The 23,024-nt window shown below is 50.5% G+C and carries 16 protein-coding genes; 6 read left to right on the plus strand and 10 right to left on the minus strand.

What is annotated here, in order from left to right; translation table 11 throughout:
• Nucleotides 1–27: 27 nt before the first annotated feature.
• Nucleotides 28–471 carry an IS200/IS605 family transposase gene (tnpA, locus tag AC286M_RS19665; RefSeq protein ID WP_488202591.1) on the plus strand — a complete coding sequence of 148 codons (444 nt, stop codon included), beginning with the start codon at nt 28–30 and terminating at the stop codon, nt 469–471.
• A 74-nt stretch (nt 472–545) separates the two neighbouring features.
• Here tnpA and AC286M_RS19670 read toward each other — a convergent pair whose 3' ends face one another.
• From AC286M_RS19670 to AC286M_RS19710, 9 genes are all read right to left on the minus strand, one after another.
• On the minus strand, nt 546–2,003 hold the full coding sequence (locus AC286M_RS19670) for a HAMP domain-containing methyl-accepting chemotaxis protein (protein WP_488206005.1): 1,458 nt from the start codon (nt 2,001–2,003) through the stop codon (nt 546–548).
• 404 nt (nt 2,004–2,407) lie between these two features.
• Entirely contained in the window at nt 2,408–3,454 is a 1,047-nt protein-coding gene (locus AC286M_RS19675) for an IS5 family transposase (RefSeq protein ID WP_488206006.1), read from the minus strand.
• A gap of 34 nt (nt 3,455–3,488) precedes the next feature.
• Nucleotides 3,489–4,916 carry a CHASE3 domain-containing protein gene (locus AC286M_RS19680; protein WP_488206007.1) on the minus strand — a complete coding sequence of 476 codons (1,428 nt, stop codon included), beginning with the start codon at nt 4,914–4,916 and terminating at the stop codon, nt 3,489–3,491.
• Nucleotides 4,917–5,116: 200 nt separating this feature from the next.
• A complete protein-coding gene (locus AC286M_RS19685; RefSeq protein ID WP_488206008.1) occupies nt 5,117–6,265 on the minus strand; it encodes a chemotaxis protein CheW in 1,149 nt (382 codons plus the stop codon).
• Between the two features lie 291 nt (nt 6,266–6,556).
• Complete coding sequence (locus tag AC286M_RS19690) at nt 6,557–8,104, minus strand: CheR family methyltransferase (protein WP_488206009.1); 1,548 nt, start codon at nt 8,102–8,104, stop codon at nt 6,557–6,559.
• 225 nt (nt 8,105–8,329) lie between these two features.
• Nucleotides 8,330–8,620: a membrane protein insertion efficiency factor YidD gene (gene yidD, locus AC286M_RS19695; protein ID WP_488206010.1), complete on the minus strand. Its 291-nt coding sequence runs from the start codon at nt 8,618–8,620 to the stop codon at nt 8,330–8,332.
• Nucleotides 8,621–8,744: 124 nt separating this feature from the next.
• Nucleotides 8,745–9,794, minus strand: coding sequence for a tRNA dihydrouridine(20/20a) synthase DusA (dusA, locus tag AC286M_RS19700; RefSeq protein ID WP_488206011.1), 1,050 nt, complete (start codon nt 9,792–9,794; stop codon nt 8,745–8,747).
• A 221-nt stretch (nt 9,795–10,015) separates the two neighbouring features.
• Complete coding sequence (locus AC286M_RS19705; protein ID WP_488206012.1) at nt 10,016–10,213, minus strand: hypothetical protein; 198 nt, start codon at nt 10,211–10,213, stop codon at nt 10,016–10,018.
• Nucleotides 10,214–10,454: 241 nt separating this feature from the next.
• Nucleotides 10,455–13,301 carry a cation-translocating P-type ATPase gene (locus AC286M_RS19710; protein WP_488206013.1) on the minus strand — a complete coding sequence of 949 codons (2,847 nt, stop codon included), beginning with the start codon at nt 13,299–13,301 and terminating at the stop codon, nt 10,455–10,457.
• 291 nt (nt 13,302–13,592) lie between these two features.
• Between AC286M_RS19710 and AC286M_RS19715 the strand changes: the two genes are divergently transcribed.
• The 5 genes from AC286M_RS19715 (at nt 13,593) to AC286M_RS19735 (ending at nt 21,122) form a co-directional block, all read left to right on the plus strand.
• The gene (locus AC286M_RS19715) at nt 13,593–14,687 is read left to right on the plus strand and encodes an ATP-binding protein (protein WP_488206014.1); all 1,095 of its coding nucleotides are present in this window, start codon (nt 13,593–13,595) and stop codon (nt 14,685–14,687) included.
• Nucleotides 14,688–14,999: 312 nt separating this feature from the next.
• The gene (locus AC286M_RS19720; RefSeq protein WP_488206015.1) at nt 15,000–15,854 is read left to right on the plus strand and encodes a SirB1 family protein; all 855 of its coding nucleotides are present in this window, start codon (nt 15,000–15,002) and stop codon (nt 15,852–15,854) included.
• Nucleotides 15,855–16,168: 314 nt separating this feature from the next.
• Nucleotides 16,169–18,790: an alpha/beta hydrolase gene (locus AC286M_RS19725; protein WP_488206016.1), complete on the plus strand. Its 2,622-nt coding sequence runs from the start codon at nt 16,169–16,171 to the stop codon at nt 18,788–18,790.
• Nucleotides 18,791–19,431: 641 nt separating this feature from the next.
• The gene (locus tag AC286M_RS19730; RefSeq protein ID WP_488206017.1) at nt 19,432–20,421 is read left to right on the plus strand and encodes a sodium-dependent bicarbonate transport family permease; all 990 of its coding nucleotides are present in this window, start codon (nt 19,432–19,434) and stop codon (nt 20,419–20,421) included.
• 374 nt (nt 20,422–20,795) lie between these two features.
• Nucleotides 20,796–21,122, plus strand: a complete 327-nt coding sequence (locus AC286M_RS19735) for a P-II family nitrogen regulator (RefSeq protein ID WP_488206018.1) — start codon at nt 20,796–20,798, stop codon at nt 21,120–21,122.
• A gap of 18 nt (nt 21,123–21,140) precedes the next feature.
• Here the strand turns inward: AC286M_RS19735 and AC286M_RS19740 are convergent, their stop codons facing one another.
• The gene (locus AC286M_RS19740; RefSeq protein WP_488206019.1) at nt 21,141–22,964 is read right to left on the minus strand and encodes a PhnE/PtxC family ABC transporter permease; all 1,824 of its coding nucleotides are present in this window, start codon (nt 22,962–22,964) and stop codon (nt 21,141–21,143) included.
• Between the last annotated feature and the right edge of the window lie 60 nt (nt 22,965–23,024).

The raw sequence follows: 23,024 nt of genomic DNA on the forward strand, positions 1-23,024 counted from the left end.
CGCCGCTCTGCGGCGTAAGATCTAAGAATGAGTGAGTACATCCACAAGAGTCATAACGTAACAGTTTTGCTATACCACTTAGTGTTTCCAGCAAAGTATCGACGGGTTGTGTTTGATGAGCAAGTAGATGCGGTTCTGCGAGAGGTCTGCCTCGAAATCGAGAAACGCTACGAGGTGAAGTTTGTCGAAATTGGAGTGGACAAAGACCATGTCCATTTTCTAGTGCAGTCCGTGCCGACCTATAGTGTGACCAAACTGGTAACGATGCTGAAAAGTTTAACTGCACGAGAAGTCTTCAAACGATGCCCTCAAGTGAAGCAGAAACTTTGGGGAGGCGAGTTTTGGAGTGATGGATATTTTGCGAGTACAGTAGGCCGCCACGGGGATGAAGGAATGATCGCCAAATATGTTCAAGCCCAAGGCAAAGATTACCTCAAATTGCATCGGGATAATCAACTTGCTCTTTTTTGATTCTGATACCCCGTCCGCTTGCGGCGGGGTATTTCATTAAGTTCCGCAGTTCATCGTCTTCGATTCTCATGATCCTAAACCATTGCCTTCAAATCGTTTGCCGCCTCATTCAATCGCTGAGTGCCAATTTTGACCTGGCTAATTCCGCTTGCAGTTTCGCGGGCGGCTTGGTTAAGGCTGTTCATGGCGCTGACGACTTGCTCAACGGCAGTAGCTTGCTGCTGTACATTGAGCGAAATTTGTTGACTGCTGAGCACGACATTGTTGACCGCGTCGCTGACACCAATGAAGGCACTAGCGGTTTCTTCTGCAATCTGTACGCCTTCTTCGACCGTTTTGCTTCCTTCATCTGTGACCATGACTGTAGAGTTAATAGCCGTCTGGATATCGTTGACCAAGCCGTTGATTTTCTCGGCAGATTTGCGGCTCTGGTCGGCTAGCTTGCGGATTTCACTGGACACAACGGCGAATCCTTTGCCGTGTTCCCCTGCCCGCACCGCTTCTACCGCCGCATTGAGCGCCAGCATGTTAGTCTGGTTTGCCAAATCACTGACTAAGCCTGAAATGCTGCCAATTTGACTAGTCTGTTCACTCAGGCGCAGGATCTGGTCAGAAATCGCATTCACCTTAAGCCGCAGTGTTTCCATACCCTGTAGCGTGCGGTTGACAGCAGAGTTACCCGATTCTGCGAGGCTCAGTGCCTGCTGTGCGCCCATAGCTGAAACTTCAGCTTGCTCTGCCGACTGCCGAGCGGAAGCGCCCAGTTCTTCCATCGTCGTGGTGGTTTCATTCACAGAAGTTGCTTGCTGGTTTGTGGTGCGCTCCTGCTGTTCAACACTAGCGGCAATTTCTGAGCTAGAACTGGCAATCAGCATAGCTGACTCATTCATGCGGCGGGCGGTGCGGCTGATAATCCAAGCACCAATTCCAATTGATAGGAATATTGAGGCCACAGCGGAGCTGACTACCAAAGCTTGGAGTCGGTTAAGAGCCCGTTCTTCGTCCTGGGTATCTTCAACAACGATTTGATCCTCTAGTGCCTGCATCTGTTGAACTAGGGCTGTAATTTCTTCAATCTGGGCTCGCCCATTGTCCTCGCGCCACTTTGCCAATGCCTCATCGACCCTGTTGGCATCGACTAAATCGATCAGCTCTTGTTCTATGGCTTGAAACTGAGCACCTTTTTCTTCCAGTTGATTGAGATTCTCTAGTTGCTGTTCATCACGAATTAGCGATCGCAATTCCTCAATACTTTGAACATAGCCTTCAGCCGCTTCGTTGAACGACTGGATTGAGACCGGATTCTTTTCTAACAAATAGCCCCGCGTTGTGCGCGATAAAATCTGTAGATCGATATCTACTTGATTTACCAGATCATTAATCGCATGCGAAACTTCGAGGGACTGAGCCTCAGCCTTGACCCGCTGCACCCCAAGAATCGCCCCAGTAGCAGATAGGGCTAAGGTGGCGACAGGGACTGCATAGCCCAAAATAATCCAGTGACGTAATTTCCATCGTGTAGGGTGTTTCATGAGTCGATACCGTAAAAATTTTTAAATAGAAAAGCTGTGCAAACAATTCACCCGGTGTGATTGAGTTGCAGTCGTTAGAGAACGGAAAACTTCAAGTCGGAAATATTCAAAGGAAATATTCAAATTAGAAAGGGCATCTGAGCCAACTTAAACCTAATCACGCATTCTGCTATACAACGGCCTGCAGGTCATGGGCCGATTTGTTGAGCTGCTGCGTATTAATTCGCGTCTGACTAATGGGAACCTCGATTAATTGAGGTTTTGGGACAAGGGTGTCTCATTTGAGACCGTCGAGGAGATTCAGAGCGATGTCTGGGCATTTCAACCGAAAAAGTTCCCTATCTTGACGCAAGAAAGAGGGTTAGAAGAGCGCATTTCAGTCAAATTCTCGCCTTCAGGCCTGATTATCCTGCCGGTTCAGTCGATGCAGACGGTTGGGATTCAAGAGACACGAACCGCTTGAGGTTATACACCAGATTTTTCAGTCCCAACTGAGTCTGGGCACGGGCCAACCCAATGCTACGCACCATCTTGCCGCCCATGCTGGTGACAAAATCCCCGAAGACATGTTCTACTTTGGCGCGGGTTTTGGAACGCTCTCGATTGGCAGCTTTCTGCTCCTCCGTCAGGGGGCGATTGCGATAGGCCCGTTCATTGATCTGGGGCTCAAAGCCCATCAGCATCAACACGTCGACAATCAACCCCGAACGATAGGCGCTATCGGCCCAGAGCCCATCGCCGAGATTGTCGGCATCAAGCAACTCGCCCAACACCTGCGAGTCATGAACCGATGCGTCCGTGACGGCGTAACGGCGAATGAACTTAAAGCCGACATCACTACTGACGTGGTTTTTGTACCCGTAGTGGGACGTCCCCTGTTTTTTCGTCCATCGGGCGTCAACATCTTTCTGCGCCAGCTTATGAGGTTTCTCTTGCCACTGGCTTGGCACTTCACCCTGCTTGAGGGTCTGGTTCTCCTCTCGGGTGTTGCGCTGTTTGGGCACTGGAATCAAGGTCGCATCCACAATTTGCCCATCTTTGGCGGCATAGCCAGCTCCTTGTAGATATGCCCCAAACTGCTCGAACAGTTCCTCCACCAAGCCGTGCTGCTGCAACTGCTCTCGAAAGAGCCACACCGTCGTCGCGTCCGGTACCGTATCCTCAAGTCCCAGACCGAGAAATTGCATGAAGGACAGTCGGTCATTGACCTGATATTCCAGTTCCTCATCGCTGATGTTGTACAGCTTTTGTAGCACCAGCATTTTGAACAGCAACAGGACATCAGTGGGGGGGCGTCCGGCTTGGCTTTTGCGCGGTTTATCATGAATCTGCATCAGAATCGGACGAAAGCTCTCCCACGGCACCAGTTGATTCAACTGATTGAGCAACGACTTCTTTTGCTCCAGTTTTTGCTGGCGGTCTTCGACGTCCCAGAATCCCTGCTGTCCCATAGTCTGCTTACTTCAACAATCCCACCTTATGATCTCATATTGAGATCGCTTTGGCTATTTTTCGAAGTACCCTAATACTGCTTGCCGTGTCCTTAGCGGCTAAATCCAGAGCCGTCATCACATCCACGACCTGGCTAATCGCAGTGGACTGCTGTTTTGAACTCAATGAAATCTGCTGGACATTGTTCACAATCGTATTAACTGCATCTGAAACGCGCTGAAACACATCGGCAGTTTGATGCGAAATTTCGGAACCTATCTGAGCGGTTTGAGTACTATCATCGGTTGCCAAAACAGCCGCCGTTAAAGCAGACTGAATATCGTTGACCAGGATATTAATCTTCTCTGCCGACACGCGGCTTTGATCAGCCAGTTTGCGAATTTCCGCTGCGACAACGGCAAAGCCTTTGCCATGTTCGCCAGCTCGCACCGCCTCAACCGCCGCATTCAGCGCCAGCATGTTGGTTTGATTCGCTAAATCGCTCACGAGAGCCGAAATATTGCCAATCTGGCTGGTTTGATCACTAAAGTGGGCAATCTGCTCAGCCACAGTTTGTACTTTTTGCGTGAGCAGCATCATGCTGTCTAAGCTTTGCTCAACTGCTTTATTGCCACTTTCAACTAGTTGCAGCACCTGCCGAGCACTTCCTGAAGCAATCTCAGCCTGTTCTGCGGACTGGCGTGACGAGATGCCGAGTTCTTCCATCGTGCTGGAGGTTTGGGTCACGGAGGATGCCTGTTGTGAAGCAGCCTGTTCCTGCTGCTGCACAGTGGCCGCCAGTTCAGTTGAGGAAGTCGCTAAATCAGTGGCAACTTGATTAATGGGACGAATCACTTGTCGATTAATAAAAAACAGGACGCCCAAGCCCATCAGCAGCACAAGGCTGACACCACCGATCGAAACGATTGAGGCCAAGTTGGCAGCGGCGGCATTATCGGCTTCTCGCTCAGCCAACAGTTCTTCTTCAATGGCCAGCATTTCATCTGTAAGTTGACGAATTTCATCCATTATCTCTTGGCCCTGCCCAGACGAAATCAGCGCCATTAGCTCCTCTTCCTGACCGCTGCGCTTTAGTTGAATCGTGGTAGTTATCTCGTCAAATTTGGCATCGGATAGTTCTTCAAGCTGATCAATATATTCAAGCTGAGTGGGGTTAATTGACAACCGCTGGCGGAGGTCTACAAAAACACCGTCAATGCGGGCCTTAGCTGCATCGTAAGGCTGTAGAAAACTATCCTGATTGGTAATAATGAAGCCTCGCTGTCCCGTTTCTGCATCAACTAGGGCTTCTTCAACTGAGTTAATTAAGCTGATTGCTCGATGGGTATGATCAACCCATTGACTGCTTTCTACTAAATGATTGGTAGTCAGTTTGGAAATGATTCCGACTCCTGCGATGACGATAAAGATGGAACCAAAACCGAACTGGACAATTTTGCCAAGTTTGTATTTTTGCTGCATGACTTTGATTTGTTTCCTTTGCCGAATAAATACCTGGGCGTAATTAAAAACCAGATCTTCAAACCCTGCGCTGCCCGATGCGCAGGCGGCGCAGGGTTTGAGGTTGTTTTGTATTTGATTGTGGTCAGCTACTTAGTTTAGGGATGGGCTGGATTGATAGGTTGATGAGATGAATTAAGGGGCTTTATTAAGAGATTTCGTTAGGGGACTTCATTCACATCTAATTCGCCGTTGGCTAAAATTTCAGGTAAATCTAAAACCCCTATAAATGAATCGTTATAGGCTACAACACCTCGCAAATAGTCTTGTTTGGCGGTGTGGACGGCAGTTGGAACGGCTGAAATGTTGGAGGGATGGATATACATCACGTCAAACACTTCATCGACTGCGATACCGGCTACTAGATCATTTAGCTTGACGACAACGGCTTTACCTGCGGAACGGCTGGCACTGCCCTGAAGCTGAAGTAAATGGCGAATATCGATTAAGGTCAACACTTCACCGCGCAGATTCATATTGCCGATGACGTGAGCGGGGCAACAGGGAACGGGTGTAACCTGCCGGATATCGGTAAACTCCTGGACGGCCTCTACACCAATGGCAAAACGTTCCTCCCCAAACCGAATCACAGCCAGAGGAGTTAGGCTGGCGGAGTTGTCTTGCTCTAGAGTAGACAGCAAGTTTTGAGCACGGGTATGCAGGACGGTGCGCTGATCGGGAGTTGCTGTTGGGAAAAAGTAGTCTGTCGTCGCGTCAGAACTGGTGGGGGGAACGCATGTAGCTGTTATAGGTACAGCCGACGTGGGCTGATTTCCATTTGCTGATTGACCTGATAATTTGTCAGGACTAGATAGCTCGGATTTCAGCGGTAATGGGAGAGAATGTGTGTTTGGCTTAGCTGATTTGGAGGAAATCGAGGTTTCACCCCAGCGCATCAGCATTGATGCATCAATCAAGTTAATTAGTTGCGAATTTAGCTTTGCTATGCCCGTAATCAGAGCTGTGTGGCGATGATCAGGTTCCAGCAAATAATTGAATTCAACATCCTGCGGTGTAATGAATTCGACTTCGTAGACGTGACTGACCACGAGCCCCACCCGTTGCTGCTGATTGGTTATCACAATGATGCTGTCTGTGGTGGCGAAATGGTGTAAGCGTCTTTCTAACCGCTGACTCAAATCGAAAATTGGCAGGATATGTCCCCGCAGGTTAATCACACCCAAAATGAGCGGAGAGGCTTCTGGGATGGAGGTGATTTCGGGCAGCAAAAATATCTCTTCAACGATATGAGCATCTAATCCATAACGCTTGTGAGTTGACTCAAAAATTAGATAGGGTTGGCTCTTCATTTCACACCAGTCACAAATTAAGAAATAGAACAGTCTAGTTGTGTAGAATGGGTCACTTAGACGATTTGCTCTAAATGCTCTAGATCTGTTAAATTTGGGGGCTCAAATTGCTGTTTGATTTCTGTTTTTATACCAAAATTTGTTGATTTATTAGCAAAACAATCTCTAACCTACGCCTTTAGACTTCCCTGCTGAATTATGTGATCTGCGATCGCAGATCAACCCGTAACCTTTATTCAAAGTCCTCAATATATAGCGATAGAAAACCCAGCAGTTGTTTTTCCAAACAGGCTATGCAATACCGATCTGCTGCAAATACTGGCGGGCATCGCCAACGGTCGTGTAGCTATAGCCCGGTATCGCGGCTGAATCGGGCATAGTCCTCAACAGCAAAAATGCATGGTGTAGTTGCTTTGTTGCCCGTTTTGGGTCGCCTTGTTGCTGATAGATCATCGCCAATTCCAGGTAAGCTGCTGCAGCATTAGGATCGAGATAAATAATTTTTTTGAGCAGTATTTTAGCCTGTTCTAGATCACCATTTTCTTCGGCTAAATGAGCCAGCAAATACAGTGGCTCAACTCGAAAGGGCTGAAGCTGAATCGCATATTGACAGGCAGATAACGCTTCTGCATATTCTCCTGAATCAGCATGATTTTCTGCTGCTTTTAAGTAATTGCGATAGGCCGATTCATTTTGCGAGTCAGGCTGATTGAACTGGCTGGCTGGAGACTGCAACTGGGCTGAATCAACTAGCGTATTCTGTTGCGCGATCATAGAGAATTGAAGCGGATATTTGACTGAGCGAGACGGTCGATTTGCCTGAACCGATCGCTGATGAACGGGTGGGTTTCCCACTGCTAATGATGCCGTGGTTGGCGCTTCAGCTAGCGCGTTGACTGGCAAGGGAGATGTCGAATTTGACCCGTGATAGGCTGTCTGATTGAGCGATCGCTGATACAAAATCGATTCCGGAAAGCAGCAAATCTGAAACGGCTGTGTTTGGATACCCTGCAGTTCCGTATGCCCCGTCATCAAATAGCCCTGTGGGGCCAGCGTGGTATAAAACTTGCGCAAGACCTGTGCGATCGCATCCGGGTGAAAGTAAATAAAAACGTTGCGGCAGATCAGAAAGTCAATCGTTTGTGAGCCAAGCTGAGGATTAGGTACGGTATCGCTGACTAAATTCAGCGGATAGAAGTGCACTATTTGCTTCAGTGCCTGGCTGACCTGCCAGCCTTTGGCCGTTCGAGTGAGGTACTGGGGTCGAACGGCGGGCTGGGTATGGCGAAACGACCAGTCCGGATATAGACCCATTCGAGCTTTTTCAATTGCGATCGCATTAATATCGGTGCCGATGATCTGAATATTCCAACTGCTCCAGTCCGGCAACAGTTCCTGTAGCATAATGGCCAATGAATAAACCTCTTCCCCAGTGGAACAACCAGCGCTCCAGAGGCGCAGCGATGGTCGTGCATGAGAAGAGGATGGAGCAGCGGTTGCGATTGCAGATTGTCGCTTTCGTTGAATGAGTTCAGGGAAAATGCGTGTCTTTAGTAATTCAAACTGCTTAGTATCACGAAAAAAATAGCTTTCACCAACGGTTAATTGATTAATTAACTGCTGCCATTCTTGAGTTGCCAAATTCTGAAAGCGCCAGTTTTTTTGTTCAGCGGAAACGGTTTGTAATAAGGCACAATAATCATCAATATGTGCTAACCGCAATCCTTTAGTTCTGACCTCAACATAACACTGTAGCGATGCAAGCTGTTGACCACTCATTTTGAGACCAATGCGATCGCTAATCAACTGAATCAGCGATGTTAGATCGTGATTTTCCATACAAACTTAGTACGAAAGCTATAGTTTGAGAACGCGTATCGCTTTTAGCGTTATCACCCTTAGCGTTCCCATTAATCCTAACAATGAGTTGCAGACTTCATACTCGGACGTATTACTTAAAAAAACGCATTGCATTAACGCGAAAGAGGTAATTCACTGGGTCTTTTGGCAGCAAATTACCTCTTTCTGTGTGAGAGAAGCTTGAGTATTTCAACTTGACTTGACTTAGATTGGAATGCAGCAGGGAATGATGATACATCCGCTGTCAGACTTCCGTTTCTGCATGGTTTGGGCGGCGGCTTTGCAGGCTTGAAAGCGCTGAGGGGCCAGTTGAATAGCTGCGGTTAAACTTTGGGTAGTCAAAATTCGTCTGACATAGTCAGAACACGATTCATCACCATGTAGCAATCGATGAGGACAGGAGAAACCCTTTCGGGGCGAAACATGGGTACGGTAAACATCAAGGGATGCGATCGCAACTTGGGTGGCAAATGACTCAAAGGTGTTAACAGCCATAGGCTTTGGCGGAGGTGTAAGGGACACCCCACTTTTATCTAACGCTACATCAACAAAACTCTATCAGGAGGTTCAACTTGCCCGGAGTGAGGATGAGAAAGGGTGGAGGGCTGGGTGCTAGGTGTTAGGTTTTGGGTGTTGAGAATGACATTTGCCTCAACGCTTCTCGAATCACGTCTGAACCGTTACCGATTCGGCATGAATTCTCGGTGATCACTCGTTTCCAAATGCGGCTACCGGGTTGACCGTAGAAGAGTTGCAGCATGTGGCGCGTAATCGTGTTCAGCTTAAAGCCTTGGGCGACCCAGCGATCGCAGTAGTCGAGCATTGCGATCGCAACGGCTTGCCGCGACAGGAGTTCAGTATCGGAGCCGTAAAACTGGTGGTCGGCTTGGGCAAAAATGTAGGGATTGTCGTAGGCTGCCCGACCAATCATCACGGCATCGACCGCTGGTCGCTGAACTTGAGCCTGTTCCAAGGTTTTGAAGCCACCGTTGATTTCAATCGTGAGCTGGGGAAAGTCTTGCTTGAGCCGATGCACATCTGCATAGCGCAGCGGCGGCACATCGCGGTTTTCTTTAGGACTCAGTCCTTGCAGCCAGGCTTTACGAGCATGAACAGTGAAGCGCTGACAGCCCGTTTGGGAGACGGTCTGCACAAAATGGGCCATGTCTTCGTAGCGATCGAGGTCGTCTACGCCAATGCGGTGCTTAACGGTTACAGGTAAATTCGTGGCGGCCATCATGGCGGCGATGCAGTCGGCCACACGCTGCGGCTGGGCCATCAAACATGCACCAAAGTTGCCGCTCTGGACGCGATCGCTGGGGCACCCCACGTTTAAATTAATTTCGTCATAGCCCCAATCCTGGGCAACGCGGGCACATTCGGCCAGTTCGGCTGGATTGTCGCCGCCCAGTTGTAGGGCTAGCGGCTTTTCAATCTCGGAAAATCCCAGCAGCTTATCCCGATCGCCATGCAGAATGGCGGCAGTGGTGACCATTTCGGTGTAGAGCAGCGTCCGCTTCGTAATCTGCCGCATGAAGTAGCGGTAGTGCCGATCGGTGCGATCCATCATGGGCGCAATGCTGAGCGGATATGCCGTTGCGGGCTGACCTACAGGTTGATCGAGGTTGGAATAGGAATGTGCGATCGCAGAAGCCGAGGAATTAACCATTAACAATCTAGAAGCGATAGATAAGCAGCTCAATTTCTAAGGTACCAGTTTGGTTGGGACATTGCTGGCAGTGACGTGAGTGGCACCTGTAGACATTGGAAAAATCGCTCAGTGACTGGATTGAGCAACGACCGCCGAAGCGTCGCTACCGCTGGCAGCGACGATAGGAGACTTGGCAATACGGATGGGGAGAGAATCTGAGAATGAATCGCGTGCGATCGCTAACCGTCTGGAAACTGCCAGCAGGCGATATGTTCAACATTGCTGCTGCCACAAGCACAATCTTCTGCCGAGGAGGCGACCCAAGTTTCGTCGCAATCGCGGCAGTGACAGAAGATGTTGTTGAGATTAGCCTGCTGCAGCCCAAACTGCCAGCGCTTCAGCTCTTCCGGCGTTAAATAAGACGGGGTGTCAGACATAATACGAAATGTGCGATCGCATTTTCTTGAGCAGTTTGGTTATAGCATTTCTCCGCTGAATACAGCGCTATGTAGACTGCCATAACTGCGCTAGCGCAAAATTAGCTCAGGTGTTTGCCACAGGCCATAACCCAACATACAAAGTCCGGTTAAACCCGATGATTTCTTTTTGTGAAAGCTTGACCTAGCCAAGCTTTCACAATTCACAAAAAGGAGTTGGGTCTTATAAATGGACTCGATATTAGGATTGCTTGCGCTTTAGCATTAGCTGAATGAACAGCTTTTCGAGTTCTAACCAAATGAAAATCAGCGCACTAAAGCCAAAGCAAACCGCCAGTTCCAATTGAGATAGAGGATACAAGCCGAAGAACTGCTGCAGTGCAGGCACATAGATCAGCAGAATCTGCAATCCCGTCGTTAGCAGCACGGCTCCCCATACATAGGGATTCGAGAGCGGATTCAGTTGAATGGTTAGTCGGATATCAGAGCGGGCTGCTAAGGCGTGACCCATCTGCGCCAGACAGAGCGTGGTAAACACCATCGTCTTCCAGGTATCGGGATTACCAGCATAGTCGGCAGCATGGGTATGGCGATAGGCCCAGGCCATCAATCCAATCGTCAGAACGGCCAGCAGAATGCCAACTCGCACCATGTAAGATCCCAGCCCGCGAGCAAAAATACTTTCCTTCGGGTCATGCGGCGGACGCTGCATCACGTTTGGCTCGGCAGGTTCCATTGCGAGTGCCAGCGCGGGGACACCATCCGTTACCAAGTTCATCCACAAAATTTGCAGGGGCGAGAGGGGAACGCCACCCAATCCCATCAGCGGTGCAGCCGCAATGGTCAACACTTCACCAATGTTGCTGCCCAGAATGTACTTAATGAAGCGACGAATATTGTCATACACGACCCGTCCTTCTTCAGTGGCGGCCACGATGGTAGTAAAGTTGTCGTCCAGCAGCACCATGTCGCTAGCTTCCTTACTCACGTCGGTGCCCGTAATGCCCATCGCAATGCCGATATCGGCCTGCTTCAGTGCCGGGGCGTCATTCACACCGTCACCCGTCATCGCGACAAACTCGCCTCGCTTTTGCAGCGCTTGCACAATTCGGAGCTTGTGTTCCGGTGCGACCCGAGCATAAACGCTAACCTGGCTAACCGTTTCCTCCAGCGCTTCAGTGGTGAGGTGGGTCAGGTCGCGCCCCGTCAGAATCGTGTCTCCCGGTTGGGCAATCCCCAGATTTTCTGCGATCGCTTTTGCGGTCAGGGGATGATCACCCGTAATCATGACTGGGCGAATCCCGGCGCGGCGGCAGGCGACTACTGCGTCTCGCACTTCAGGCCGAGGCGCATCCAGCATCCCCACCAGGCCCAGCCAAATCAGGTCTTGTTCTTCGGCTTCTAAATCCTCGGAGCTATTGGAGCGACCGTTAAGTGCTGTATTTTCCAACGGCTTCGTCGCGAAACCGAGCACCCGCAGTCCCCGTGAGGCCATCAGGTCATTCTGCTCCAGGATGGCCTGTTTTTTGGCCGACGTTAACAGTACTAATCCGCCTGCGGCTTGAGCCGACTGGCACCGCTCCAGCACTAATTCTGGCGATCCTTTGGTGAACATGACTGGATTAGCCTGATTCAGCGCAAACGCTTCTGGAGCATGGCTTTTCACCACGACGCTCATGCGCTTGCGCTCGGAGGTGAAGGGGATTTCAGCCATGCGATCGCACTGTTGGCTTAACTTATCCGCGTTGAACCCACCTTTACCCGCCAGCGCCAGCAGTGCGCCTTCGGTCGGATCACCCAAAATCGTCCAGAGGCTACCCGTGTGGCTCAGCGTCGCGTCATTGCATAATGCACTGGCGACCAGCAGCGCCTTCAGTGCGGCAGAATCTTCCACTTGAACGACTTGGCCGTGAGCCAGAATGCTGCCAAAGGGCGCATAGCCTTCGCCAGTGACCTGATACTCCGTATCTAAGGTCTTGACCTGCTGCACAACCATCTTGTTTTGGGTCAAGGTACCCGTTTTATCCGAACAAATGGTGGTGACAGAACCCAGAGTTTCAACGGCGGGCAGCTTGCGGATCAGGGCATGGCGACGCACCATCCGCTGCGTACCGAGCGCCAATGTCACGGTGATCACGGCAGGCAAACCTTCAGGGACAACCGCGACGGCCATACTGAGCGAGACTTCCAGCAGCTCGTCAAACAGGCTGAGGTTGCCCGTCCGCAGCAAGCCCACGGCTACGACTAGCGCCACCAGCACCAGCGAGCCGGATACCAGCACGTTGCCGAGCTGAGCCATTCGCTGCTGAAGGGGAGTGGGTTCCGATTCCACGGACTGAATTAGGCTAGCGATGCGGCCTAGTTCAGTCTGCATCCCCGTTTGCGTAACTAAAACCGTACCGCGTCCCTGCAAGATTTCCGTGCCTTGAAACACCAGGTTGAGGCGGTCGCCCAACGCCGACTCTTCTGGCAGAACGGCATCCGGCTGTTTGATGACGGCTTCGGCCTCACCCGTCAACGCCGCCTCCCGCACCTGGAGATTGGCAGCGTTCAACAATCGACCATCGGCAGGCACCTGTCCCCCTGCTTCCAGCAGCACAATGTCGCCGGGTACCAGGGCTTTGGCATCAATTTCCTGCTCTTGTCCCTGCCGCATCACCCGCACGCGGGGAGAAGTCATGCCCTTCAGCGCCGCTAGAGCTTTCTCCGCTTTGCTCTCTTGCAGATAGCCCAGTGCCCCGTTCAGTAGCACAATGGCAAAAATTGCGATCGCATCTTTAGGAAAGCCACCCTTCTGCAAGTCCAAAACCAAAGACACCAGCGCCACCGCAATCAGCATCAGCAGCATGATGTTCTTAAACTGATCCCACAGAATCTCCCAGGGTTTGCGAGTTGCACTCTCCTTGAGTTCATTCAAACCATAGATCTGCTGTCGCCGCTGTATTTCACTCGCACTCAGACCTTGGGCACTACTTTCTAGTAGAGTAACGGCTTGATGGGGGCTGAGGGTATGCCACTCATTGGAGAGTGGTTTAGCAACCGTACTGACTTCAGAGTCAGGAGAATCAGAGAATTGGCCGAGAACCATAAGATCCTGTCTACCTTAAAAGAATGAGTGGATAGTGTTTAAGTAGGTTGGCATAAATAAACGCATCTAAAAAACCGGGGGAGCGCCCCGGAGGAGCGCTCCCCCGGTTTTTTAGATATGCATTTCTTTGATATGCAGCTACTTATCATCTGGACTAGAGCGGTTTAGGCAGGTAACGGGGTCAAGTTGCCTAAACCGTTGGCATCTGGACTTGAAGACGATGGCTATACTATTGAGTAGTATTCAATATCTAGTTATAGCACTAAAAAATAGTGCAAACTCAAAAATTTGATGATGCACTTTTTCGTTTCCCAGCTACAAATATGTCGTGATGCAGAACTAGAGCGGGTTCAAATCCTGCTGAGGCGGGACAATGATTTTGTTGTGACCGGGGTGCCTGGCATTGGCCGACGATCCCTGATTCGTCACGCTGCAAAATTAGAAGGGATTCGCTGTCTAGAAATCGATTTTTTGCGCTGTCGTACCGCCAATCAGTTTTTGAGGGCGCTAGCAGACGGCTTGACGCGCACGTTTTCAGAACCGGACGAGCTGGCCAAAATTCAGCAGTGGAGCATCGACCAGCCCCTAACGCTCGATCAGACATTTGCGGCTCAAGCTCAGCTCGTTTGGCCCATGACGCCTGGTAAAGAATGGTCATTATTTGAAGGGCTGTTGGCACTGCCGCAGCAACTCGCTGAGTGGTTCAACTGCCAAGTCGTCATTGTCTTCTATAACTTCCCCCACATTCGCTCCTGGGATCGGAAAGGCAAGTGGGAAACCCATCTGCGGCAAGAGATTCAGCGCCACAGCCGCGTTAGCTATGTTCTGATTGCAACCGTGGCTGAACCCTGGATGTACGCTAGCCAACTACCCGTCATTCAGCTGGCTCCGTTAAGCAGTGCGGCACTGCAGCCCTGGATTATCAGCAGTATGGCGGCAGCAGGCTTAAAGTTCGATCCCGATAGTCAAGCGCTAGAGCTGTTTTTGAGCTACGTGCAGGGTCATACCAAAGATGCCATTGCTTTGGCCCAGCGGATTTGGTTAGACTGCACCGCGATCGCACCTCAGGGTGATCCTAAATTGGTTCAGGCTCATCGGGTTCACAGCAGCATGCTCGCCCTCGTGCAAGACATGAGCGTCACGTTTGAAGCCCTGATTTTGCTCCTGCCACTCGCCCAGGCCCGTTTGCTAGAGAGCCTGGCGCTTGATCCCACTGACAGTCCCCAATCCAATGCCTATATCAAAAAGCATCAGCTCTCTCGGGGCGGCGGTCTACAGGGTGCGCTTAATAGCCTGGAGCAGAAAGGCCTGATCTATGGGCCGCAGTTTGGCTATCACATTGCTTTGCCGCTACTGGATTTTTGGTTGAAGCAGAGATTGCGGTGAGGGGTTAGGAGTGTAAGAGTGCTAGTAATACGGTTTTTCAAGCTGTGGTTGCTTGTGAGGCTTCCCTGCCCCTTCTGTTTCTGTTCTATTTTCTTTACCGCTCTAGTGGTTTATTAACATTGCTGTAGTAGGTTTTGATGGTTGATAGCTTGATCAACGATCAGGATGGCTATTGACTCTAAAAACTAGTGCTGTGCTGATTGGCATGTTGGTTTAGATGCCCTCATGCGTTGCCGCTGCCGCATTGCTAAAACGGATTGTTGACTTCACTCGGAATAAGGTGATGAGCAGGTGCGTTTTTCGATAAGCTGCATGAGAACGCAACGCATCGGATATCAGCTAGGAGTCGAAATGGAATTTCCCCTGGGGCGACAGAATCTTTACCATGAACTACAGAAATCAGACGATAACATCGATTTAGCCGCTGCGGCGCTGTATATCGCTCAGGAAGAATATTCCACCCTCGACGTTGCCGAATATTTAAATGCTCTCGACACAATGGCCGACGAAGTGGCCGAACGGTTGCCCGATGAGCGCTATCCCATGCGGGTGCTCCAAACCATTAACCACTATTTATTTGATGACCTGGGCTATCAGGGCAACTCAGACAGCTACTATGATCCGCGCAATAGCTTCTTGAACGATGTGATTGAACAGCGGACAGGCATTCCAATCACGCTGTCGCTGGTGTATCTAGAGATTGCCAACCGAATTGATTTTCCAATGGCTGGCGTCGGTTTACCGGGACACTTCCTGATTCGGCCCGTACAGGGAGAAATGGGAATTTTTGTCGATGTGTTTCACAATGGCGAAATTCTGTTTCCCGAAGACTGCGAAGACCTGCTCAAGCAACTCTATGGGCCGTCGGCGCGGCTGCGGGATGATTTTCTAGAAACGGTAGACAAGCGTCACTTTTTGATGCGGATGCTGAGCAACCTGAAGGCGATTTATTTGAAACAGGGCGATCTGCCCAAAGCTTTGGCGGCAATCGAGCGAATTATGCTGGTTTTCCCCGAGAACATCATGGAGCAGCGCGATCGCGGGATTTTGTACTACCACACCGGACGCTGGACAGAAGCCAAGGCAGATTTGAGTCACTACCTAGATGCCGTACCGCTAGCACAGGATGCCGATGTCATTCAGCGGCTGATTGAACAGATGGATTAATATTAGACCTTATCGGAAATTGTTTTGTAGCGCGGCGGAGCCGCGTTACAAAACAATTTCCAACCCCAAAAACTTTATTGGAAATAAAGTCTATTGTTGCCTTTGAATAGGCTCGTTGGGGAGTAGTACTGTTTCTTGCTGTTTCTTTGAGTTATTACTACTCATAGCAATAAGGGAGCAGAGGAGCGAGGGGGCAAGAGAGCAGGAGGAGCTTTGTGTCTCTGGGATATTTTTATCCTTTCATAAAATAATCGCGGCTTTGCTGTGAATTCGGGATAACATCTGGCGAGAGAGTTTTTTGTGCCCCGCCCACTATGTTTGTTCTATCCCAGCTTGTGCGATTTGTGAGAGATCCGCGATGGTTGCGATCGCACTTCCACTTGGCTCACTTGATCCCCCCATCCCCCGATCTCTCCACCTGGCAATCCCATTTCCTTCGTCCAGGCGTAGCTGCTCTGGCCGCCATTCTCACCGCTGGCACCGCTGAAGCTGTGATGCCGCGACCAGGCATGAGTGCAGAAGAGATTCGGCTTTATGTAGATGGGCCAATCGTGTTGACGGTACCCATTGAAGCATTAGAAACCTTTGCCGCAACAGGAGAAACGACGGGCCGACTCAGTCTGCTGGCTCGATTTGTCGATGATTCCGCGATGGGCTTTTTGCAGCAGGGATTGCAGCGTCAGTTTACAACTGGGGTTGTGCAAGTCGATCATCTAACCTATTCGCCCCTGGGACGCGACTTTCTAGAGCAGTTGGGTAAGGTAATCCGCATCGACCCGCAGGTAAATGGGGCCACGGGATTAAGAGCCGCTTTGATTAATGCAGCAGCCCATGCCGATGAGTCGGGCTGGACAGCGCTCGACGTGCTGCGGGAGTTTCCGTCCCAGTCGATTGATGTGGATGTCAAACAGCTCCTAGCTCTGCGGCGAGAAGCATTGGCCTATCGAGATTACAGTCAAGCTGTGGTGCAGGCAATTGAGGCAGAATCAGCGAGTCAGGCCGCTGCCGAATTGGCGATCAAGGCTGATGATTTGGCTGCACTAGCCGATTTGAGTCAGCCTGGCTCTTACCCATTTGGTACTGAAACAATCACCGTCAGCAATCCCGCCCTGCGGCAAACAGCTAGAGGGCTATCGGTCAACTATGATTTTTCGGTAGATATCTACGTGCCACAGGGGTTAAATGAACCCGCACCAATTGTGATTGTGTCCCACGGCTTTGGAGCCGTGAAGGAAAACTTTGTTTCCGTGGCCGAACATCTCACGTCCCATGGCTTTGTGGTGATGGTGCCCGATCATGTGGGCAGCGACTTGGCCTATCGGCAGTCCTATTTACAGGGACGATTAAACACGCTGCTGAGTCCGGTCGAATTTTTGAATCGGCCCCAGGAGATCTCGTTTTTGATTGACGAACTAGAGCGATTGGTCACTAGCGATCCGCACTGGGCCGGTTTACTGAATCTGGATCAAATTGGCGTGATGGGTGACTCTCTAGGAGCAACGACTGTTCTATCGCTGGCTGGAGCCGAGATCAATTATGCGCGGCTGATGGAAACCTGTCAGGCTGAAACCGTGCAGCTTAATGTGGCGCTGTATCTCCAGTGTCGCGCCCAATATCTGCCGCCGGAAGACTTTCAACTGGGTGATCCCCGAATTAAAGCTGCGATCGCAGCTCATCCGCTCAGTAGCGGCATCTTTGGCCCAGAAGGAATCAGCCAAATTGAGATACCGATTCTGCTCACGGCTGGCAGTCGTGATATCGTTGCCCCGATGATGACAGAGCAGATCCATCCCTTCGTTTGGATGTCCGCAACTGAAAAGTACCTAGCTTTGTTTGATCCCGCTACCCACTTCATCACCAGCGAGCAAAGTCCCCAAGGGGCAGAGATGATCCCCAGGTGGCTGATCGGTGAGCATCAAGAATTTGGACGGGCGTACTATGGCGTCTTGAGTATTGCTTTCTTTAAAACCTATTTACGGAATCAACCTGAATTTGCCAGTTATCTCAGTTCCGCCTATGCCCAATTCATGAGCGACGGCAATTCTTTGGCTCTGGCCATGCTGCGCTCCTTAACCCCGGAGCAGTTGACGGCGGCTCATGGTGGCACACCACCATTTCCCATCATTCCGCCTGTCATCAGACCCGTGGCTACAGCCAGAAACGAACCCATTCTCGACCAAATTCGTCAGACGGGGACGTTGCGCATAGCCCTGCGTCGAGATGCAGCACCACTCGGCTACATCAACTCCGATGATCAGTGGACAGGCTACTGCAAAGACCTGGCCGTAGCACTCCGAGACGAAATTTCAGAGCAGTTTGGCTTTGGCATCAATGTCGAACTGGCAGAACTGCCGTCTACGCTCGACGATCGATTTGAACTTGTACAAAACGGCTACGTCGATTTTGAATGCGGCCCTAACACCATTCGCGAGGATGTTGATGGGGTCGTATTTTCCAACCCATTTTTAGGTACGGGCACTCGTCTGCTGGTGCAGGCTGCCGATCAAAATACGATCAATCCCAATCTGTCCCTCGAAGGTGTGCGAATTGGTTTGTTGTCCAACACAACCACAGAACGGTTTTTTCAGACCACTTATCCTAAAGCAGAGTTTGTCTATTTTGATCCGCCTGCTGGTTCTGTTGATGCGCTTGCAGCGTTAAATAGCCGTCAAATTGATGCCTTCGCCAACGACAGCGTTCTCTTAGTCGCTGAGGCGCTTCAGCAAAATTTGCCCCTCGAACAATATACGCTGGTGCCCGATTTGCCCCTCACCTGTGATTTTTATGGGCTGATTCTCCCAAACGATGATCCCGACTGGCGACGCTTCGTTAATCGCTTTTTGACTGGAGACACAGCTCGCCAAATCCAGAATGACTGGTTCGCATCCGTTGCTTCCTATGAACTTAATGAATTGTCTTATTGTCTAAATCGTTAGCCCTGAGGAGCGGACAGGGTGCAAGACATGAGAAGACCGATAACGAGCAGCACACTGCTTAAGACAAGCTAATGACTTGGCTCCTAGTCGATTTTTGACTGCTACAGTCTTCTAGACCGTGACTGAAACTATAAGTGAATTGACATTTTTTGTACCCAATCAAACAATCATTAGCGATCTTGTAGCGCTTCTTGCGCTAGTAAAGGGAGATTAATTTTTGAAAGCCACGCTTTGCGCGGCTTTCAAAAATTAACCTGTACCTCAGTAGCCTAGGAAAGGCTATAAAAATCATCATTCAATGACTCTAATCCTGTTTTTAGATCCATTTGAAGCGATAAATACGATTTTTATACTCACTATGCACGAATCTGCATCTTTACTATTGTCATAGATGTAAAATTAGTCATCTTTTTATTGCTGTTTATTATGATTCTTCGTGCAGCGATGGACTAAATCTTGCTGAGTGTTATCCAATCAAGTCACAGCCTAAAGTCGATTGGTGTGAAGGGTCAGCTAATATGTGGAGTGTTGCAACTAAGCTGCCGTCGCTTAGGCTAGATAGGGCTAGCTGATGGCCGTCTTTTCGCTGAACTGGGTTGCTGTTAAGAGCTACTCGTTTATGTTCGTTTATGTGTTGATATATGAACCCAAACCTCATTCTGTCCAACATTTTTAATCCGCCGATTCTGTTCTTTTTTATTGGCTTAGTTGCGGTTGCTGTTAAGTCTGATTTGGAAATTCCTCAGCCAATCCCCAAGCTATTTTCTCTGTATTTACTATTTGCAATTGGCTTTAAGGGGGGGCATGAACTGCATGAAAGCGGAATCACGCCAGAGATTGCGATCGCACTAATTGCAGCAGTGGTGGTCGCGTCGATTGTGCCCGTTTACTCGTTTTTTATCCTGCGCTGGAGGCTCGATGTCTACAATGCGGCTGCGATCGCAGCTACCTATGGCTCGATTAGCGCGGTAACGTTTGTCACGGCCAGCACCTTTTTGTCACGGTTAAACGTTGATTTTGGCGGCCATATGGTTGCCGCGCTAGCTCTGATGGAATCGCCCGCCATCATCGTTGGTTTACTGCTGGTGCGCGTGTTCATCAATCGAGACAAGGCCGAGGATGACGAGTCTGAAGAAGAGTTTTCCTGGGGGGAAGTCCTGCGGGAATCCTTCCTCAACGGTTCCGTCTTTCTCTTAGTCGGCAGTCTGCTGGTTGGGTTGGCAACAGGTGAGCGCGGCTGGGAGAGCCTCAGCCCGTTTACTGGCGACATGTTCTACGGCATCCTCACCTTCTTTTTGCTGGATATGGGTCTGGTCGCTGCCCGACGGTTTCAAGATCTGCGCAAAGGTGGCACCTTCTTGATCAGCTTCTCGATTCTGATGCCGCTGCTCAATGCCGCTATCGGCATTGCGATCGCATTTCTCATCCATATGTCCGTGGGTGACGCACTCTTGTTCGCTGTTCTCTGCGCCAGTGCATCCTACATCGCCGTCCCCGCCGCCATGCGTTTAACCGTCCCCGAAGCCAATCCCAGCCTTTATATTTCGATGGCGCTCGCGCTCACGTTCCCGTTCAACATCATCATTGGCATTCCGATTTATTTTCAGCTGATTCAGTTTATTTGGAGCTGATATTGGCAAGTGCTGAGGACGGAGTGCTGAGGATGGAGTGCTGAGTGCTGAGTAATGTAGAAAATTATGAAGTCCTCCACCTAGATCAGGTCAGCATTTCTAGATTAGGGATAACGGTCTCTAGTAGTTGAAGTCTGAATAAATCCTGATTAATGTACGTTAGCTAGCGCGATTTAACTCCTACGACCACGTTTTTAGCAATTGCCCTTTGTGCTGCATTGACCGTTTAGGTACCCGCTTTCCCAGCGTATTTAAATTGGTGCGCTCAGAGCCAGAATACTGAGTGATTGGTGCGATCGCAGTCATAAAACGTGAGGTTATCTCACTCCAGATTCAGCTATAAGCTTTCAAAACATAAAATTAGGACATTTAGTATGCATTTAGTTAAACGAATTGAGATTATTGTCTCTTCGCGGGAGATGCACAAAATTCTCGATAAGCTCGATGAAGCAGGCGTTCCTGGCTATTCCGTCATTCGCGATGTGGTTGGACGCAGTGCCTGGGGTGAAGTGACCGATGATTCTGATTTTGCCGCAACGACGTTGAGCAATGTCTACATCCTCTCGTTCTGTGCTGAAAATCAGGTCAGATCAGTAATCGAGCAGATTCGTCCGCTTCTAAATAAGTTTGGCGGCGTCTGTTACGTGTCTGATGCAATGGAAGTGCGCTCAACGCGCTGCGTGGCGACGTTGCCAGAATAGCGATAGACCTGCAAAACTCTACCTCAGCACTCGCCGCGCTGATGTGCTCACCCAGTCTACAGCGAACGTCAGCACAATAAAAACGCCCAGTGTCGTTACCACTCCGGCATAGTCAAAGCTGCTGATTTGTTCGGTTAGCAGACGTCCTAATCCACCTGCACCGACCAGACCCACAATGACGGTAGCTCGAATACACACTTCCCAGCGGTACAGGATATAGGCTAAAAAGCGCGGCAGATTTTGGGGCAATAGGCTATATAGCACAACAGCAGAGCCAGAAGCGCCTAATGCTCGGAGGGCACGGGCGGGTGCTTCGTCAGCGTTTTCATTCACTTCTGCCATTAAGCGGCCTAGAATGCCTAGATTATGTAATCCTAGTGCGATCGCACCGGGCAGGATGCCAGGAAATAGGACAAAGAGGCAAACCAAGGCCCAAATTGGGGCCGGAATGCCGCGAGCGACTAGTAGAATCACTCGACTAGCGAGCCAAATCACGCGTCCGACCATCGGATAGGGAGCAGGCCCCCCTGTAGGAGCGAGCCAGCTACTTTTGAGCAGGATCGTATTGGCGGCTGGGAAAGACAGCAAAATGCCGCCGACTCCCGCTAGGGTAATCGCCAAAACCGACATGGCGAGCGTCTGCGCTGAAAGCTGTAGCAGGCCAGCCCAACTCGCGTCTAGCTGCGGTGGAAAAGCGGCTTGGATGATTTCGACTAACTGCTGCACCGTGCGTGGGGAGACGAGGCGAGTCCATTCAATTTGCAGATAGGCAAAACAGGCCGGAATTGCGATCACAATTCCCATAATTGACCCACGCACAAACCAGTCGGTTTTGGGTTGAGGCGTGGCTACAGCCCATGTCGGTTCTGATTGGCTAGATGGTTGCGACTGGGATGGGTTCTGAAACGGTTTTCGGGACGGTTTTGGGGACGATTTGGAGCGCTGATTGAGATCTAACCGACTGGTGAAGCCCATTCGCTTACGCAGCGTTGCGCTCCAGCCATCGGCTAAGGCCGTCAAGGCAATCAGCGCGTAAAATCCTGTCCAAAGCTGTTCGTAGCGTAGCGACTGGAGGCTGAGAAAGATTTCATAGCCCAGTCCACCTGCGCCGATGATGCCCAGAACCGCCGCCGAGCGAATCGAGCATTCAAAGCGATAGAAGCAGTAGGACAGTAAGTTAGGCAACGCTTGAGGAACCAGTCCGTACAAGAATACCGCTAGTGGGGCAGCACCGCTGTTCACCAAGCTCAAAAACGGTTGACGCGGCGTTTCATCAATGATTTCGGCAAAAATTTTGGCACAAATCGCGCCAAATGGAACTGCGATCGCGCATAGGGCTACCAGCGGATCGAGGCCAAAAATCTGCACAAAAAACAGGCCCCAGATCAGCTCGTGAATGGCGCGTGGGATCGCTAATAGACCTCTGATCAGCCGCCAGCACAGGGTTGCGAATCGAGACGTGGACTGGGCAGAACCAGGCAGCAGCGCCTGCCACCACAGTTCCGACGAGAACAGGCCACCTACCAAACCCAGCAGGACGCTTAAGAACGTACCGCACAGCGCATAGGCCAGTGTGGTCACTGTTGCGCCCAGAATCGTCTGTAAAAACTCAGCCGACAGATCGGGATGCAGGCTCGCCGCAAAAAATTCTCGCAGCAGGCTAAGCCCCGCTCCGTTGACGATCGGCTGACCCCAGCCAATTTGCGTGAGAGACGCCGCGATCGCAGCGAGGGCGATGCTCAACCAAATCAGCTTTGCCCGCTGAGCCGGATGATCAACTCGATAATCAGAATGAGGCGAAACTTGCGATTCTGCTGACGATGAAAAATGAGTACGCGACACAGCCCGAGTACGAATAACGTGTCACTGTACAAACTACTGTACATTTGGACGAGATTGAAG

This window comes from Thainema salinarum CENA647 (assembly GCF_057732415.1).

Coding starts and splice junctions, on each gene's coding strand:
- AC286M_RS19725 (WP_488206016.1), top strand. CDS start 16,169: ATGTTTGTTCTATCCCAGCTTGTGCGATTTGTGAGAGATCCGCGATGG.
- AC286M_RS19735 (WP_488206018.1), top strand. CDS start 20,796: ATGCATTTAGTTAAACGAATTGAGATTATTGTCTCTTCGCGGGAGATG.
- AC286M_RS19670 (WP_488206005.1), bottom strand. CDS start 2,003: ATGAAACACCCTACACGATGGAAATTACGTCACTGGATTATTTTGGGC.
- AC286M_RS19705 (WP_488206012.1), bottom strand. CDS start 10,213: ATGTCTGACACCCCGTCTTATTTAACGCCGGAAGAGCTGAAGCGCTGG.
- AC286M_RS19730 (WP_488206017.1), top strand. CDS start 19,432: ATGAACCCAAACCTCATTCTGTCCAACATTTTTAATCCGCCGATTCTG.
- tnpA (WP_488202591.1), top strand. CDS start 28: ATGAGTGAGTACATCCACAAGAGTCATAACGTAACAGTTTTGCTATAC.
- AC286M_RS19680 (WP_488206007.1), bottom strand. CDS start 4,916: ATGCAGCAAAAATACAAACTTGGCAAAATTGTCCAGTTCGGTTTTGGT.
- AC286M_RS19710 (WP_488206013.1), bottom strand. CDS start 13,301: ATGGTTCTCGGCCAATTCTCTGATTCTCCTGACTCTGAAGTCAGTACG.
- AC286M_RS19685 (WP_488206008.1), bottom strand. CDS start 6,265: ATGAAGAGCCAACCCTATCTAATTTTTGAGTCAACTCACAAGCGTTAT.
- AC286M_RS19675 (WP_488206006.1), bottom strand. CDS start 3,454: ATGGGACAGCAGGGATTCTGGGACGTCGAAGACCGCCAGCAAAAACTG.
- AC286M_RS19690 (WP_488206009.1), bottom strand. CDS start 8,104: ATGGAAAATCACGATCTAACATCGCTGATTCAGTTGATTAGCGATCGC.
- AC286M_RS19720 (WP_488206015.1), top strand. CDS start 15,000: ATGAGAACGCAACGCATCGGATATCAGCTAGGAGTCGAAATGGAATTT.
- AC286M_RS19715 (WP_488206014.1), top strand. CDS start 13,593: ATGATGCACTTTTTCGTTTCCCAGCTACAAATATGTCGTGATGCAGAA.
- dusA (WP_488206011.1), bottom strand. CDS start 9,794: ATGGTTAATTCCTCGGCTTCTGCGATCGCACATTCCTATTCCAACCTC.
- yidD (WP_488206010.1), bottom strand. CDS start 8,620: ATGGCTGTTAACACCTTTGAGTCATTTGCCACCCAAGTTGCGATCGCA.